The 14,750-nt window shown below is 60.2% G+C and carries 13 protein-coding genes; 8 read left to right on the top strand and 5 right to left on the bottom strand.

Going from position 1 to position 14,750, the window contains the following annotated elements; translation table 11 throughout:
* Positions 1–2 precede the first annotated feature (2 nt).
* Both xdhA and ACZ47E_RS09655 read right to left on the bottom strand, forming a co-directional pair.
* A complete protein-coding gene (gene xdhA / locus ACZ47E_RS09660) occupies positions 3–1,472 on the bottom strand; it encodes a xanthine dehydrogenase small subunit (RefSeq protein ID WP_278066944.1) in 1,470 nt (489 codons plus the stop codon).
* Positions 1,473–1,599: 127 nt separating this feature from the next.
* Positions 1,600–2,376, bottom strand: a complete 777-nt coding sequence (locus tag ACZ47E_RS09655) for a 3-hydroxybutyrate dehydrogenase (protein ID WP_004443086.1) — start codon at positions 2,374–2,376, stop codon at positions 1,600–1,602.
* Positions 2,377–2,581: 205 nt separating this feature from the next.
* Between ACZ47E_RS09655 and ACZ47E_RS09650 the strand changes: the two genes are divergently transcribed.
* The 4 genes from ACZ47E_RS09650 (at position 2,582) to bacA (ending at position 7,364) form a co-directional block, all read left to right on the top strand.
* The gene (locus ACZ47E_RS09650; protein ID WP_278066943.1) at positions 2,582–3,646 is read left to right on the top strand and encodes an LLM class flavin-dependent oxidoreductase; all 1,065 of its coding nucleotides are present in this window, start codon (positions 2,582–2,584) and stop codon (positions 3,644–3,646) included.
* A gap of 51 nt (positions 3,647–3,697) precedes the next feature.
* On the top strand, positions 3,698–4,450 hold the full coding sequence (gene map / locus ACZ47E_RS09645) for a type I methionyl aminopeptidase (RefSeq protein WP_004443083.1): 753 nt from the start codon (positions 3,698–3,700) through the stop codon (positions 4,448–4,450).
* Positions 4,451–4,713: 263 nt separating this feature from the next.
* Positions 4,714–5,904, top strand: coding sequence for an MFS transporter (locus tag ACZ47E_RS09640; protein WP_022556741.1), 1,191 nt, complete (start codon positions 4,714–4,716; stop codon positions 5,902–5,904).
* 185 nt (positions 5,905–6,089) lie between these two features.
* On the top strand, positions 6,090–7,364 hold the full coding sequence (gene bacA, locus ACZ47E_RS09635) for a bacteroid development protein BacA (RefSeq protein ID WP_006699415.1): 1,275 nt from the start codon (positions 6,090–6,092) through the stop codon (positions 7,362–7,364).
* Positions 7,365–7,410: 46 nt separating this feature from the next.
* Here bacA and ACZ47E_RS09630 read toward each other — a convergent pair whose 3' ends face one another.
* Positions 7,411–8,394, bottom strand: coding sequence for a polysaccharide deacetylase family protein (locus tag ACZ47E_RS09630; protein WP_072494723.1), 984 nt, complete (start codon positions 8,392–8,394; stop codon positions 7,411–7,413).
* Positions 8,395–8,543: 149 nt separating this feature from the next.
* Here ACZ47E_RS09630 and ACZ47E_RS09625 point away from each other — a divergent pair, with 149 nt between their 5' ends.
* The 4 genes from ACZ47E_RS09625 to ACZ47E_RS09610 all read left to right on the top strand — a co-directional run bounded on the left by ACZ47E_RS09625 (position 8,544) and on the right by ACZ47E_RS09610 (position 12,324).
* Positions 8,544–9,128, top strand: a complete 585-nt coding sequence (locus ACZ47E_RS09625; RefSeq protein ID WP_464016843.1) for an NnrU family protein — start codon at positions 8,544–8,546, stop codon at positions 9,126–9,128.
* Positions 9,129–9,284: 156 nt separating this feature from the next.
* On the top strand, positions 9,285–9,956 hold the full coding sequence (locus tag ACZ47E_RS09620) for a tetratricopeptide repeat protein (protein WP_004443073.1): 672 nt from the start codon (positions 9,285–9,287) through the stop codon (positions 9,954–9,956).
* Between the two features lie 132 nt (positions 9,957–10,088).
* A complete protein-coding gene (der, locus tag ACZ47E_RS09615) occupies positions 10,089–11,519 on the top strand; it encodes a ribosome biogenesis GTPase Der (RefSeq protein ID WP_004443070.1) in 1,431 nt (476 codons plus the stop codon).
* Positions 11,520–11,715: 196 nt separating this feature from the next.
* On the top strand, positions 11,716–12,324 hold the full coding sequence (locus tag ACZ47E_RS09610; protein WP_278066942.1) for a DUF2026 family protein: 609 nt from the start codon (positions 11,716–11,718) through the stop codon (positions 12,322–12,324).
* Between the two features lie 170 nt (positions 12,325–12,494).
* Here the strand turns inward: ACZ47E_RS09610 and ACZ47E_RS09605 are convergent, their stop codons facing one another.
* Positions 12,495–13,544, bottom strand: a complete 1,050-nt coding sequence (locus tag ACZ47E_RS09605; RefSeq protein ID WP_022556737.1) for a bifunctional monoglucosyl/glucuronosyl diacylglycerol synthase — start codon at positions 13,542–13,544, stop codon at positions 12,495–12,497.
* Between the two features lie 138 nt (positions 13,545–13,682).
* Positions 13,683–14,603 carry a sugar kinase gene (locus ACZ47E_RS09600; protein WP_278066941.1) on the bottom strand — a complete coding sequence of 307 codons (921 nt, stop codon included), beginning with the start codon at positions 14,601–14,603 and terminating at the stop codon, positions 13,683–13,685.
* Between the last annotated feature and the right edge of the window lie 147 nt (positions 14,604–14,750).

The following is a 14,750-nucleotide window of genomic DNA, read 5'->3' as shown; positions in this document are numbered from 1 at the left end:
GTTCAAGCTTCCTCCAGCGAGAAGCGGGCAAGTTCCTGCTTTTCCCCTGCTGTCTCGAGGAAAAACCGTGTCAGCAAATTCTTGGCCGTCAGTTGCCGATATTCGGCGGTCGCCCGCCAGTCGGTCAGCGGGGTGAAATCCTCATCCAACGCATCGCGCGCGGCATCAATCGTGTCCTGCGACCACGCTTTACCGAGAAGCGCCGCCTCCAGATGTGCAGCGCGTTTCGGCGTACCGGCCATGCCGCCGAAGGCGATGCGGATGTCTTCGACTGCGCCCTCAGCATCAAGCGTCAAATTGAACGCTCCGCACAGCGCGGAAATATCCTCGTCGCGGCGTTTGGAAATTTTGTAGACGGCATAGTGGCTTTCCGGCTTCTGGAACGGAATCAAGAGCTTTTCGACGAATTCGCCGCTGAGCCGGTCCTGTTTGCCGTAATCGATGAAATAGCTTTCCAGCGGCAGGCTGCGGTTTCCCGAGGAAGAACGCAGAGTCAGCGTCGCGTTAAGCGCGATCAGCGCCGGCGGTGTATCTCCGATAGGCGAGCCATTGGCGATGTTGCCGCCGATGGTGCCCATGTTGCGCACCTGCTCGCCGCCGAGACGATCGAACAACCGGGCAAGCGGCGGGAAATGCTCTGCGATGGTCTTGAAGGCCTGGCTGTAGGTGACGCCCGCGCCGAGCGTGATACCGTCTTCCCCCACCGTGATGGTCTGCAGGTCGCCGAGATTGTTGATGAAAATGACAGGGTTCAGCGCCCGCATCTGCTTCGTCACCCACAGGCCGACATCGGTTGAGCCGGCAACGATGGTCGCTTTCGGCTCCGCGGCGTAGATTTCGGTAAGATCAGCAAGCGTTGCCGGAATTATGGTGCGGTCTTCGCCGCTGACGATGGTGATCGTCTCGTTTTCGCGGATCGCCCAAAGCCGTGCCATGATATCGGTGCGGTCCCGTTGCAGCGGGTCGAACAGGGCGCTCGGGCGGGCGGCAGCGATTTTTTCGGCGGCCTTTACGATCGGCTCGTAACCCGTGCACCGACAGAGATTGCCTTGCAGCGACTTCTCGATATCGGCGCGGCCGGGGTTTTCGCTGGTCAGCCACAGGCCGTAAAGCGACATGATGAAGCCCGGCGTGCAGAAACCGCATTGCGAGCCGTGGAAATCCACCATGGCCTGTTGCACGGGATGCAACGTGCCGTCGCGGGCTGCCAGATGCTCCACCGTCACGATATGGCTGCCGTGCAGCGAGCCCAGAAAACGGATGCAGGCATTGACGCTTTCATAACGCAGCGAACCGTCCAGCAGCCGCCCGACCAGCACCGTGCACGCGCCGCAGTCGCCTTCCGCGCAGCCTTCCTTGGTCCCGGTCAACCGCTTGCTGATGCGGAGGTAATCGAGAAGCGTGTCTGTCGGTCCGAAATCCCTAAGCGAGATCGTTTCGCTGTTGAGGATGAAGCTGATCGCGTCGTTCATGCAATGCCTTGCTTTTTGTCCGGCGGCCGAGCCGGTTTCTTGTTGTTCATCTATGCACGCCCCGGCGGGCATATCGATTTCCGTTTTGGCAATTCATTCTTTCCACAATGGAAAGAAAATTTGGCGATTATTGTGCCGTCCATCCACCGTCGACGGAAATATGCGTGCCGGTGATGTTGCTGGCGGCGTCGCTGGCCAGGAATATGGCCGCGGTCGCGACATCATCGACGGTGACGAATTGCTTGGTCGCCTGCAATTCCAGCATCACGTCGTTCTTCACCGCCTCTTCGCTGATGCCACGCACCTTGGCCATCTCAGGTATCTGTTTTTCCACCAGCGGGGTGAGCACATAACCGGGACAGATGGCGTTGACGGTGACCCCGGTCTGCGCAAGCTCCAGCGCCGCCGTCTTCGTCAGGCCCATGATGCCGTGTTTGGCCGCCACATAGGCCGATTTGAACGGCGAGGCGACGAGGCCATGGGCCGAGGAAATGTTGATGATGCGGCCTTTGCCAGCCTTCTTCATCAGCGGTATCGCGGCGCGCATGGTATGGAAGGAACTGGTCAGATTGATGGCGATGATCCAGTCCCATTTTTCCGTCGGAAACTCCTCGATGGGCGCGATATGCTGGATGCCGGCATTGTTGATGAGCACGTCGACCGAGCCGAGCTTATCGTGCGACGACTGGATGAGATCGGCGATCTCGTCCGGTTTCGTCATGTCTGCGGGATGGTAAAGCACGCGCCCGCCGCTTTCGGCTTCCAGCACCAGACGGAGTTTTTCGATCTCGTCCTCGTCGCCGAAACCGTTCAGCACGACATTTGCGCCCTCCCTTGCAAATCTCTGGGCAATGGCAAGGCCGATGCCGCTCGTGGAGCCTGTCACGATAACTGTCCGATGCATGCTTTCCCCTTTTTGCATTACTTCGCACATATTTAACCAGCGTATGCCCAAGAAGGCAGGCTGGCAATCGCCATTTCTGTCCGGCGTCACAGGACGCGGATCCGGCGGCGCCCATCCATTTTTTCGAAGCTAAACTTCCATATTATGCGTTTGTCTGCGGGGGCCTCAGTCCCTATCTCTCGGACAGGCAAACAGAGGTATGTTCATGGAACTCGGTCTTTACACTTTCGCGGATGTCAACCCGAACCCCGCCGATGGCCGGGGGCCGGAAGGCGCGCGTCGGCTCAGGGAGCTTCTGGAGGAAATCGAACTTGCCGACCAGGTAGGTCTCGATGTGTTCGGGCTCGGCGAACATCACCGCCCGGACTATGTTGTGTCCTCGCCCTCCACCGTGCTTGCTGCGGCGGCGGTGAAGACGAAGAACATACGTCTGACGAGCGCCGTTTCGGTGCTGAGTTCGGATGATCCCGTTCGCGTGTTCCAGCAGTTTTCCACCGTCGATCTCCTGTCGAACGGCCGTGCCGAGATCATGGCGGGGCGCGGCTCCTTTATCGAATCCTATCCGCTGTTCGGTTATGATCTGGAAGATTACGACGTGCTGTTTGCCGAAAAGCTCGATCTGCTGCTGGCGCTGCGCGAACAGGAAATCGTCACCTGGTCGGGCACCAAGCACCCGGCCATCAACGGTCGGGGCGTTTATCCGCGACCGCTGCAGGAACGTCTGCCTGTCTGGATCGCCGTTGGCGGCACGCCGCAATCGGTCGCCCGCGCCGGCGCCATGGGGCTGCCGGTAGCGCTCGCCATCATCGGGGGCGAATATCGCCGGTTCGCGCCGCTCTTCGATCTCTACCACGAGGCTGCCCGGCGGGCCGGTCAGGACAAGACGACGCTGCGCACCAGCATCAACGTGCATGGCTTCATTGCCGATACCACCGACAAGGCGGCCGATCAGTTTTACGGTCCGCAGGCGGAGGTGATGAACCGCATCGGCCGCGAGCGCGGCTGGGGGCCGACCAACCGCGCCCATTTCGATGCAGCGCGTGGCCCGGAAGGCAATCTTTTTCTCGGCGAGCCGGAGCTGGTGGCAGAAAAGATCATCAAGGCGCATGGGGTATTCAGGAATGATCGCTTCCTGCTGCAGATGGCCATCGGCCTGATGCCACATCATCAGATCATGCGCGGCATCGAGCTTTATGGTACGAAAGTCGCTCCGATCGTCAGAAAAGAATTGACGGGGAGCGCCGATCCGGTGAAAGCCACGGCCTCATGATTACCAAGGCGGGCGCCACGAGACCCGCCATTCACAATGACGGAAAGACATATGGTTATCTCCACCGACGAAGAACTGGTCATGCTGAAGGATATCGGCCGTATATGCGCCGTTGCCATGCAGACCATGGCGGATGCGCTGGAACCGGGCATCACCACGGCCGAACTGGATGCCATCGGCCGCAAGGTGCTCGAGGATAACGATGCGGAATCGGCGCCGGAGTTCTGCTACAAGTTTCCCGGTGCGACCTGCATCAGCGTCAACGAGGAAGTGGCCCACGGCATTCCGGGAGCGCGCATTATCAAGGCGGGCGACCTCGTCAATATCGATGTCTCGGCCGTGAAGAACGGTTTTTTCGGCGACACGGGTTCGTCTTTCGCCGTGCCGCCGGTCAAAAAGGAAATCGAGCGGCTGTGCCGCGATGGCAAGCGCGCCATGTGGACAGGCCTGCAGCAGGTGAAGACAGGCCGGCCCTTTGCCGATATCGGTAATGCCATCGGCGCTTTCGCCAAGAAAAACCGCTACACGCTGATCACCAATCTGGCGAGCCATGGCATTGGCCGTTCGCTGCACGAGGAGCCGAAGGAACTGGCGACCTGGCCGGACAAGGATGAGCGACGCATCATGCAGGAAGGCATGGTCTTCACTGTCGAGCCATTTCTTTCGACGGGGGCTTACTGGGCGGAAGACGGCGATGATGATCCGTGGACGCTCTACAGCGATCCAAGCGCGCCGACGGTACAGTATGAGCATACCGTGGTCGCGACCAAGAACGGACCGCTGGTGCTGACGCTCGCGGACTGACGACGCCTCCTTTGCCGCCTTGTTTTCGCTGCCGGAGCGGGCGCGTGCCGCTTGTTTCTTCTCCCCGAGGGGAGAAATTCGCGGCAGCGGGATGAGGGGGCAACCTGGCCCCCTCATCCGACCCTTCGAGCCACTTTCTCCCTGGCGGGGAGAAGAAATCCGCGGCACCCTCGATGCTCACCGCGTGACCGATAACGACCGCTTATAACGCCGATCAAAATAACTCGCTTGTCCCTTATCCTCCCCGTTGCGATAAGCCATGCATGAGCATCGACAAGCCACTTTCCGCCAGACATCTGACAGCGCTCGGTTTCGCCGGTGCCCTGATGATGGCCTCCGCCATGGGCTTCGGCCGTTTTTCCTTTACGCCGATCCTGCCCGGCATGATGGCGAATGTGCCCCTGTCCGCGGGGGATGCGGGGATCGTGGCGGCTGGTAACTTTGCCGGTTATCTGGCGGGTGCGGTTCTCGCCGCCTATTCATGGGGCTCGGGACGGGAAAGGCTGGTGGCGCTGAGCGGCCTGTTTGCAACCGGAGCGCTTTTGTTGGCGATGGCGGCTTTCAATTCCGTCGCCGCTTTCACAGTCATCCGGTTTCTCGCCGGTATCGCCAGTGCGCTGACCATGATCTTCACCTCGCAGATCGTTATCGGCCATGCCGTCAAGGCCGGCAGGGACAATATCCAGGCGTTGCATTATGGGGGCGTTGGCGCGGGGATCGCAATCTCCTCGCTTGCGGTCTATCTCATCGGTGTCGTCTTCGATGGCGGTGGCGCCTCGTGGCGGGAGGAATGGATCGCCGGCGCCGTCTTCTCCTTCCTGACCTTTATGCTCGTCTTCAGGATATTGCCGGCAGGCCCGCCGCGGCATGCTTCCGCGGTGGCGGAACCGCCGCTCAGCTGGACACGACCGCTTTTCCTGACGACGTTGGCCTACGGTCTTTTTGGCTTCGGTTATGTCATCACAGCCACCTTCATCGTGGCGATAGCGCGCATGGCAGCAGCCGGTGTTTTCGTGGAGTTCCTCGCCTGGTTCATCACCGGCTGCGCCGCTGCGGTATCCCTGTTCCTCTGGAAGCCGCTATTGAGGGCGCAGGGGCTGAAACGTGCTTTCGTGATCGTTCTTGCCGTGGAAGCCGTCGGCGTCTTCGCCTCCGTGATGCTGCCGCCCGTGTCCGGTGTGCTCATGGGTGGTCTGCTCCTGGGGCTGACCTTCATGGTCATCACCGCTTACGGGCTACAGCTCGGCCGGGAATTTGCGGGTCCGAGCCCGCGTCGCGCCTTTGCGCTGATGACGGCCGCTTTCGGGACGGGCCAGATCGTCGGGCCGCTTGCCGCCGGCTGGATTGCCGAGGCGACGGGAAGTTTTACCGCGCCCAGCGTTCTCGCCTCCGCCGTGCTCGTCGTCAGCATTCTGCTGATGCTGCCGGTGCTCGCCACGGAGCGGCGTGGTTAAGGCCGCGGGCCGCCGTCTCTTCCCCTTTCATCCTGCGTTTCCGCTGGGTATCGTCCGCGGACTCTGCCTTACATCTTGTTAAGGTCAGCGCTTCGCCGTTGCTGTGCACAAATTTCTGCCCTAGGTTCGGGCAATCTAGTGCTTCGCCAATAATGGCTGATTTCAAACGCGCGTGAGTTCGAAACGTGTTTCATTCCTTCTTTCCCAAACCGAAATTGTTCTTCACGTCTGCCTTCGTCTGGGCGATGGCCATGATCGGCGTTTGGTATGCCGGCGGCCGCAATTGGGGCGCCGCTATTGGCCTGCCGCCTTTGCCTGCCGGACAGGAGCCTGTCATCGGCGTTTCGGTTTTCTGGTCCACGCCGTTCCTGTGGTTCTACATCTATTACGCCGTTGCCGCGCTGATCTTTTCCGCATTCTGGTTCTGGTATCGGCCCCATCGCTGGCAAAACTGGTCAGTGCTCGGTTCGGCGCTTATTATTTTCGCGACGTATTTTTCGGTGCAGGTGAGTGTTGCGGTGAATGCCTGGTACGGGCCGTTCTACGACCTCATCCAGCAGGCTCTGGCGCGAACGGCGCCTGTTACGGCTGAGCAGCTATATATGGGGTCGCTTGGTTTCGCAGGCATTGCCTTCGTCGCCATCTTCGTTGGCGTTCTAAATCTGTTTTTCGTCAGCCACTACATTTTCCGGTGGCGCACGGCGATGAACGAATTCTACATGTCGAACTGGGATCGTCTGCGGCATATCGAAGGTGCCTCGCAGCGTGTGCAGGAAGATACGATGCGCTTTTCCTCCACGGTCGAGGGGCTGGGCGTAGGCTTCGTGCGCGCGATCATGACTCTGATTGCATTTCTACCTGTCCTGTTCACTTTCTCGGAAACCATCACGGACCTGCCGTTTTTCGGGACCGTGCCGCATGCGCTGGTATGGGCTGCGATCGTTTGGTCAGTGTTCGGAACCGTTTTCCTGGCGCTCGTGGGTATCAAACTGCCCGGCCTCGAGTTCCGCAATCAGCGCGTCGAAGCGGCGTATCGAAAAGAACTTGTCTATGGTGAAGACCATGAAGATCGCGCGGATCCCCTGACCATCAGCGAGTTGTTCGCGAATGTCCGGAAGAATTATTTCCGCCTCTATTTCCACTATCTCTACTTCAACGTCGCCCGCATCTTTTATCTGCAGGCGGACAACATCTTCGGCACACTGGTACTCATCCCGTCGATCGTTGCCGGCAAGGTAACGCTCGGGCTGATGAACCAGGTGCTCAACGTCTTTGAACAGGTCCGTGGCTCGTTCCAGTACCTCGTCAACTCATGGACGACCATTGTTGAACTCCTGTCGATCTACAAACGTCTTAAAGCTTTCGAAGCGGCCATCGAAGGGCAGGAACTGCCTGAAATCGACCAGCGCTACCTGCTTCGGGAAGCAAGAGGCGGCGAGCTGGATGCTGATCGACCCTGACAAACAAAAAGGCGGCCAATCGGCCGCCTTTTTTCATGAAGAGGCTTCAGCCCTCGGTCTTCAGCTTCTTGCGCGCCTCGATCATCGGCATGGCTTCAGCATAGCTCACACAGGCGACATCGGTCTTGAGGCAGACCTCGCGCAGCAGCCTTTCATAGGCGTTCCAGTAGGCGCCGCCATTCATTTTCACGAAGTGAAAGCCCATCTGCAGGGGAATGCGTTCGCCATTGTACTGCCTGTCGAAAGCGTTGCGGAAGGCAGTGTAGGCGCGCTCTTCGAACTCGCTCGAGCGATCGGGCGTTTCGACGCCGACGGAGTGGCGGATGAAGAGGTTGTAATCCATGGCAATGATCGGGCGGTTGCCCGGGCCTTCGGGTATCAGCGGCAGGCCGAAATGCTGGATACCTTCCCGCTCCACCGGCCATTCCGGTCCCTTGGTGATGCTGGTGGCGTCGTAAACGAAGCCGTGCTTTTTCTGCGCGGCGGTCAGCGCCGGACCCTGCGACAGATAGGGCGCGCGGAAACCATTGATCTTTTTGACCATGTCGCGCCAGCCTTCGGGCTCCTCGCCCTTCTTGCCGATCATCTGCCAGGCGTTTTCCAGCGTGCTGGTGAAGGTGGTGAATTCGCCGTCCCACTGTTCGGCGGTCCATTGCCCGCCGTCGAAATGGCCGCAGGTGTGGTTGGCGATCTCGTGGCCTTCGCGATAGGCGGCCCAGATGTTTCTAAGCCTTGCCTCCACCTCATCCGGCGACTGGCCGAAGCCGACATTGGAGCGGCCGGCCTTCTGGCCCGGTCCCTGATAGGTCTTGGCGCTGGTCCTGCGATCCATCACCAGCGTACAGGCGAGAAAATAGGTGAAATGCGCCCCGACTTCTTTCGCCGTCGTCCGGCTTCTTTCCCAAAGCGTATTGTCGCCCGCACCGTCGAAGGAAACGATGACAAGCTGCTTCGGCTTCTGCACCTCTTGCGCAAAAGCGGGAAGGGCGGCGAGAAGCGACAGGGAAAAGGCGGCAAAGGGGCGAAACATCAGTCTTCCGTCATATGAACACCGTGGCCTTTTGCGGGTGGAATAAGGCGAAGCTTTGAATAGTCTGGCGTTTTCATGACTTTCAGCCTAATTCCTGTTCTTGACTGCGGTGATTGAGCCGCTTCGTTCCACTCCGGGGGCCGTGTTCCATGCTTTTTCTCGCACTCTGTCTTGCCTTGTTTTTGCTCACCCATCTTCTGAAGGTGATCGCACCGCAGTTTCGCGCGCGCATGATCGCGACGATGGGTGAAGGGCCATTCAAGGGCGTTTATTCCGTCGTCAGCCTCATCACGCTCGGCCTTGTCATTTACGCTTTCGGCGAAGCGCGGCAGGAGACGGGCATGCTCTGGTATCCGCCGGTCTGGATGAGCCACATCGCCATTACCCTGATGTTGCTGGCGATGATCTGTCTCGTGGCCAGCCTCATCTCGGCTGGCCATATCGCAACGAAGACCAAACATCCGCTCATTCTGGCCGTCAAAATCTGGGCGCTCGCGCATCTTCTCGCCAATGGAGAGACGTCTTCGATCCTGCTTTTCGTGTCGTTCCTTGCCTGGGGCGTGGTGATGCGGATTTCGCTGAAGCGCCGGGAACGGGCAGGCGAAAAAGTGGTCCGCGACTTCGTTTCAAGCCGCTACGATCTGGTGGCGGTCGTCGGCGGCATCGTTCTGTGGGGGGCTTTCATCCTGAAACTGCACGAATGGTTGATCGGCGTTCAGCCCATCGCCATGTAGGAAATCGACGTTTCCCCCTTACATATCAGGCAAAATAGGCTAGAAGGCCGACCATGACCCGGTTGGCCTTACTTTTGCCGATCCGGGTAAGCGGCTTGGTATGTCCGCGGACGGATGGATCGGGACACGATCTCCGCGCGGGTATTGGAGAATTTGATGGCAAACGAGAATGATACCTTTATCCGCGAAGTGAACGAGCAGATCCGCTCCGAGCAGCTGTCGCGTTTCTGGGGCCGTTACGGTATCGTGGTCGTGGGTGCCGCCGTCCTCGTTGTTCTCGGTGCCGCCGGTGCCGGCATCTACGAATACTGGAACACCAGCCGTGCCTCCAATTCCGGCGATCAGTTCCTGGCGGCCCTGACACTCGCTTCCGAAAATAAGACGGATGAGGCGCTGAAGGCTTTCGCCGATCTCGAAACCTCCGGTCACGGCAACTATCCCGTTCTGGCGAAGTTCCGTTCGGCAACGCTGCTGTCACAGAAGGGCGATGCGGCCGGTGCGATCGCCGCCTTCACCGCGATCGGCAACGATAATTCCGCGCCGCAGGTCTTCCGTGATGCCGCCAAGGTTCGCGCCGCCTGGCTGCTGGTCGATAATGGCACCTATGATCAGGTGGCTGCGCTTGCCGAACCGCTCAGCACTGACGGCCAGACCATGCGCGCTTCCGCCCGCGAGGCGCTCGGTCTTGCCGCCTATAAGGCTGGCGATTTCGCCAAGGCCAAGCAATGGTTCGAGCAGATCGTCGGCGACACGCAGGCGCCGCGCAACGTCACCAATCGCGCGCAGATCATGCTCGATAACATCACCGCTTCGGGCAAGGCTGCCTAACGCCGCTGCCCCGCCCGAGATCGCGCCGACAATCTTCGCATTGCCAAAGCGATCCAACGCATTATTTTACGCATGTCCTTTGCCCAAAACAGGTAACGTTTTGGGCAGACGTGCTTTAAGGAACCAGGATCAATGAGCTTCACCGTCGCCATAGTCGGGCGCCCCAATGTCGGCAAGTCCACGCTTTTCAACCGTCTCGTCGGAAAGAAGCTGGCGCTGGTGGATGATACGCCCGGCGTGACCCGCGACCGCCGGCCTGGCGAGGCAAAGCTCGTCGACCTGCGTTTCACCATCATCGATACCGCCGGTCTGGAGCAATCCGGGCCGGAAACGCTTCAGGGCCGCATGTGGGCCCAGACGGAAGCGGCGATCGACGATGCCGACGTGACACTCTTCGTCGTGGATGCAAAGGCAGGCCTGACGCCGGCCGACGAGACGCTGGCGGAAATGCTGCGACGTCGCGGCAAGCCGGTGGTGCTGGTGGCCAATAAATCCGAAGCGCGCGGTTCCGACGCCGGTTTCTATGATGCCTTCACGCTCGGTCTTGGCGATCCTTGCCCGATCTCGGCCGAACACGGCCAGGGAATGATCGACCTGCGCGACGCCATTGTCGAGGCGATCGGCGAAGACGTCGCCTTCCCGCCGGAGGTGGACGAGGCGGAAACGGATATCGTTCTGCCACGCAGCGAGCCCGGCAGCGAGGACGAGGAAGACGAAGAGCCCGTCTATGACGAGACCAAGCCGCTGCGCGTCGCCATCATCGGCCGGCCGAATGCGGGCAAGTCGACGCTGATCAACCGTTTCCTCGGCGAAGATCGCCTTTTGACCGGCCCCGAAGCCGGTATCACCCGCGACAGTATTTCCGTCGAATGGGACTGGCGCGGCCGCACCATCAAGATGTTCGATACGGCTGGCATGCGCCGCAAGGCCAAGGTGACGGAGAAGCTGGAAAAGCTCTCGGTTGCGGATTCGCTGCGCTCCATCCGCTTCGCCGAAACCGTCGTCATCGTGTTCGACAGCACCATTCCGTTCGAAAAGCAGGATTTGCAGCTGGTCGATCTCGTCATCCGCGAAGGACGCGCCGCCGTGCTCGCCTTCAACAAATGGGATCTCGTCGAAGACCCGCAGGCCTATCTGGCCGATCTGCGTGAAAAGACCGAGCGTCTTCTGCCGCAGGCGCGCGGCATTCGCGCCGTGCCGATTTCCGGACAGACGGGGTATGGTCTCGACCGGCTGATGCAGAATATCATCGATACCGACAAGGTCTGGAACCGCCGCATCTCCACCGCAAGGCTTAACCGCTGGCTCGACGCGCAGACCACGCAGCACCCGCCGCCGGCCGTCTCCGGCCGCCGCCTGAAGCTGAAATATATGACGCAGGTCAAGGCCCGCCCGCCCGCCTTCATGATTTCCTGCACGCGGCCGGAAGCCATTCCGGAGAGCTATACGCGTTATCTCGTCAATGGCCTGCGCAAGGATTTCGACATGCCGGGCGTGCCGATCCGCGTGCATTATCGCGGGTCGGACAATCCGTTCGAGAGCAAGGCGAAGAAGAGACGTTGATTCTGGCGTGAGACGTCGCGGCAATTTTCTTCTCCCCGCCGGGGAGAAGATGGCCCGAAGGGTCAGATGAGGGGGCAAGCTCTCCGTATATCGCTGGCCTAGCCTCCTCGTCCCGCTGCTGCGGACTTCTCCCCCTCGGGGAGAAGAAACAAGCGGCGGACGCTCATCCAACGCCTTGTTTTGAAGAGTAAAAATCATGCTGATCAAGCAGACCGACTATCAGCGGATCTACCGCGTCATCAACAGCCTGCTCCTCGCCCAGAATGCCGATCCCGCTTCGGCCTCGATGTATTTCAGCACTTTCGGCGCCTTCATCCTGCAGCAGCACTACAAGGTGAAGGCCGTGCCGAAGGGCGGGCTTGCGGCCTATAATCTTGGCGGACAGGTGCTCCTGTTCGCGGATCATCGCGACGATGGTTACGTGACAGGTGCGGGCGAGAATTTCCACTGCTGGATCGACGCCGATGGCTGGGCGATCGATTTCATGGCGCCGGCTTTTGCCGATAGCGCCCGGGGGCTGTCGGTGCCGGCAAAAATGTTCCAGCGGCCACTCTCCGCCATGGCGGCATCCATCAACGATCTCGGCCAATCCGGCGATTTCTTCTATCGTTCGGAGCCTGAAGCAACAGCCAGGCGCTTTGCCGAATGGCACAAACAGGCGGCGATCGGAGATATGGCAAGCGTCGCCGCCAACTGGTTCCGCAAGTCGCCCAGGCAGATGGCCGCATCTCTTTCGGTCAAGGACCGAGACGGAAAGGAACGGGCCGTGCCGCTGACGGGCGAATCTCTGGTCGGTGCCTGGTAGGCACCGGTTTATCGGACTAAAGGACGGCCAGCGTAATCTCGCGGCAGCCGCCTGACGTCAATCAGCAGCCCGACCCCGTTCTAAAGATAACGGCAGTCGCGTCCTGATCGCCTTGTGACATTCCCGATCGGTTTCGTCCACTATCCCTGAAGAAAATCTCGGGGATCGACTCATGCAAGTTGGGAGCGGGAGAGCAGCGGCAGCGATTTGCCAGCGGCATGAATGACATTGTCGAGGAATTGCCTGGATGCCTTTTCCCAGCTGTAGCTCCTGGAGAGCGTCAGCGCCGCCTGGGGCGAACAATGAAGCGCGGCAAGACAGGCATCGCGAAGATTGTCGTCCAGCGCTCCGGCCGCCGGGTTGCCGCCAAGGATGTCGATTGGTCCGGTAACGGGGAAGGCGGCCACGGGCACGCCGCTTGCCAGAGCTTCCAGAATGGTGTTGCCGAAGGTGTCTGTCTTGGACGGGAAAACGAAGACATCGGCCTGCGCATAGGCGTCGGCAAGATCCTCGCCGGTCTTGACGCCGGTGAAAAGGACGTCAGGGTATTTTTCCTGCAATTCATGGCGGGCGGGGCCGTCGCCGATGACGACCTTAGATCCCGGCAGGTCGAGATCGAGGAATTCCGGCAGGTTCTTCTCCACCGCTACACGTCCCACGGTCATGAAAATCGGTCTCGGCAGGTCGAAGGGCAGCTTTGCCTTCGGGCGGGGATGGAAAAGCTCGGCGTCGATGCCGCGGCTCCAGCGTTTGAGGTTGCGCACGCCGCGCGCCTCCAGTTCTGTCTCAAGGCTTGGCGTCGCCACCATGCAGGTGTTGCCGCCATTGTGGAACCAGCGCACGAAGGCATAAAGCCAGCTTTCCGGCACGGGAAAGCGCGCCGCCACATATTCGGGGAAGCGGGTGTGATAGCTGGTTGAAAAACGCATGCGGTTCTTGACGCACCAGCGCCGCGCCATGAAACCCAGCGGCCCTTCTGTGGCAATATGCACGAAGGAGGGCTGGCTTTTTTCGATCTCCGCCGCCACGCGGCGATAGCCGGCAACCGAAAGGCGGATTTCCGGATAGGTGGGGCAGGGGATGCTGTAAAAACTCTGTGGCGTCACCATGCGCACGTCGACGCCGAGCCGCGCGAGTTCGGTATTGGTGTTTTCGATCGAGCGAACCACGCCGTTGACCTGCGGGTGCCAGGCATCTGTGACAATCGTGATTCTCGTCATGAACACCGATCCTGCTCATCTGCGCACGGGCGAATCCCCATTGCCCGGCTTCCGCCCGTATATGCGGCGCGCTTGTTACAGGATCATGTCAGGGTCTGTGACGGCTGCAAAACCTTGTTTGCTGGCCGGGCGTGGCGGCTATCCGACGAGAGGGAGCAATTCGGGGCTGATCAGCGCGCCGTGGTGGCCAATCACGGTTGCGGCGGCCCTTGCCGCAAAGGTGGCCGCTTCCTCCGGTGAGTTACCGGTCACGTAGCGGGCAAGGAAGGCGCCGTTGAAACTGTCGCCGGCGCTCGTCGTGTCCACCACCTCAACGGCCTTCATCGCCGGGGCATGGCTGTGGCTGCCGCCAAAATCGAGTGTTGCGCCTTTGGCGCCGTCCTTCACAACGATGTTTTCAACACCGAGCGAACGGTAACGGGCAATGGTCGCTTCCACGGAGGTATCGCCGAAATGGCTCGCCTCGTCGTCGAAGCTCGGCATGACAAGCGTCGCGGCGCGGGCGCCATTGGAGATCGTCTCCAGCATGATGTCCTTGTCCGCCCAGAGGCGCGGGCGGATGTTGGGATCGAAGACCACGAGCTTGCCCGCCGCCCTGGCGCGGCGCAGTTCCGCAAGGAATGTATCGACATCATGGGCGGAGGCGAGGATGGCGAGCGTAATGCCGGAGAAATAGACCACGTCGGCGTTTTCGACCGTTTTGCGCAGGTGGTCCGCGTCCGCAGCGAGCTGTCTTGCCGCCGCGGCATTGCGCCAGTAGCTGAAGGTCCGTTCGCCGTCTTTCAGGTTGATCAGGTAAAGGCCGGGCGTGCCGCCCTTGATGCGGCGGATTTTTTCCGTGCCGATGCCGGCTTCCGCAATGAATGCCAGCATGTCTTCCGAAAGCGGATCGTCGCCGAGTGCGGTGAAATAATCGACGGACCAGTCCTCCGGCAGGCAGGCGCGCGCATACCAGGCGGTATTAAAGGTGTCGCCGGCAAAACCCTTACGCAGCAGCCCGTTGCCGGCCTGCGACAGTTCCACCATACATTCGCCAATCGACAGAAATCGTCCGCCCACGCCGTCATCCTCCCGTTTTTTCCAGCCATGCGGCTTACGACGAGTGCGCGCTGCTGACAAGGTGATTTTGGCCGTTTGTGCAGGTGCGAAGTTAAGGTTTACGCGGAGGCGGCGGCTTTATATTCTCTCCGTCAGACACGATCAGGA

Source organism: Agrobacterium sp. 5Ca39, from assembly GCF_055382365.1.
This window is presented reverse-complemented; position numbering and strand designations above follow the sequence as displayed.

Bases quoted from the DNA above. Each gene is read 5' to 3' on its own strand.
- xdhA (WP_278066944.1), bottom strand. From the start codon at position 1,472: ATGAACGACGCGATCAGCTTCATCCTCAACAGCGAAACGATCTCGCTT.
- ACZ47E_RS09655 (WP_004443086.1), bottom strand. From the start codon at position 2,376: ATGCATCGGACAGTTATCGTGACAGGCTCCACGAGCGGCATCGGCCTT.
- ACZ47E_RS09650 (WP_278066943.1), top strand. From the start codon at position 2,582: ATGGAACTCGGTCTTTACACTTTCGCGGATGTCAACCCGAACCCCGCC.
- map (WP_004443083.1), top strand. From the start codon at position 3,698: ATGGTTATCTCCACCGACGAAGAACTGGTCATGCTGAAGGATATCGGC.
- ACZ47E_RS09640 (WP_022556741.1), top strand. From the start codon at position 4,714: ATGAGCATCGACAAGCCACTTTCCGCCAGACATCTGACAGCGCTCGGT.
- ACZ47E_RS09630 (WP_072494723.1), bottom strand. From the start codon at position 8,394: ATGTTTCGCCCCTTTGCCGCCTTTTCCCTGTCGCTTCTCGCCGCCCTT.
- ACZ47E_RS09625 (WP_464016843.1), top strand. From the start codon at position 8,544: ATGCTTTTTCTCGCACTCTGTCTTGCCTTGTTTTTGCTCACCCATCTT.
- ACZ47E_RS09620 (WP_004443073.1), top strand. From the start codon at position 9,285: ATGGCAAACGAGAATGATACCTTTATCCGCGAAGTGAACGAGCAGATC.
- der (WP_004443070.1), top strand. From the start codon at position 10,089: ATGAGCTTCACCGTCGCCATAGTCGGGCGCCCCAATGTCGGCAAGTCC.
- ACZ47E_RS09610 (WP_278066942.1), top strand. From the start codon at position 11,716: ATGCTGATCAAGCAGACCGACTATCAGCGGATCTACCGCGTCATCAAC.
- ACZ47E_RS09605 (WP_022556737.1), bottom strand. From the start codon at position 13,544: ATGACGAGAATCACGATTGTCACAGATGCCTGGCACCCGCAGGTCAAC.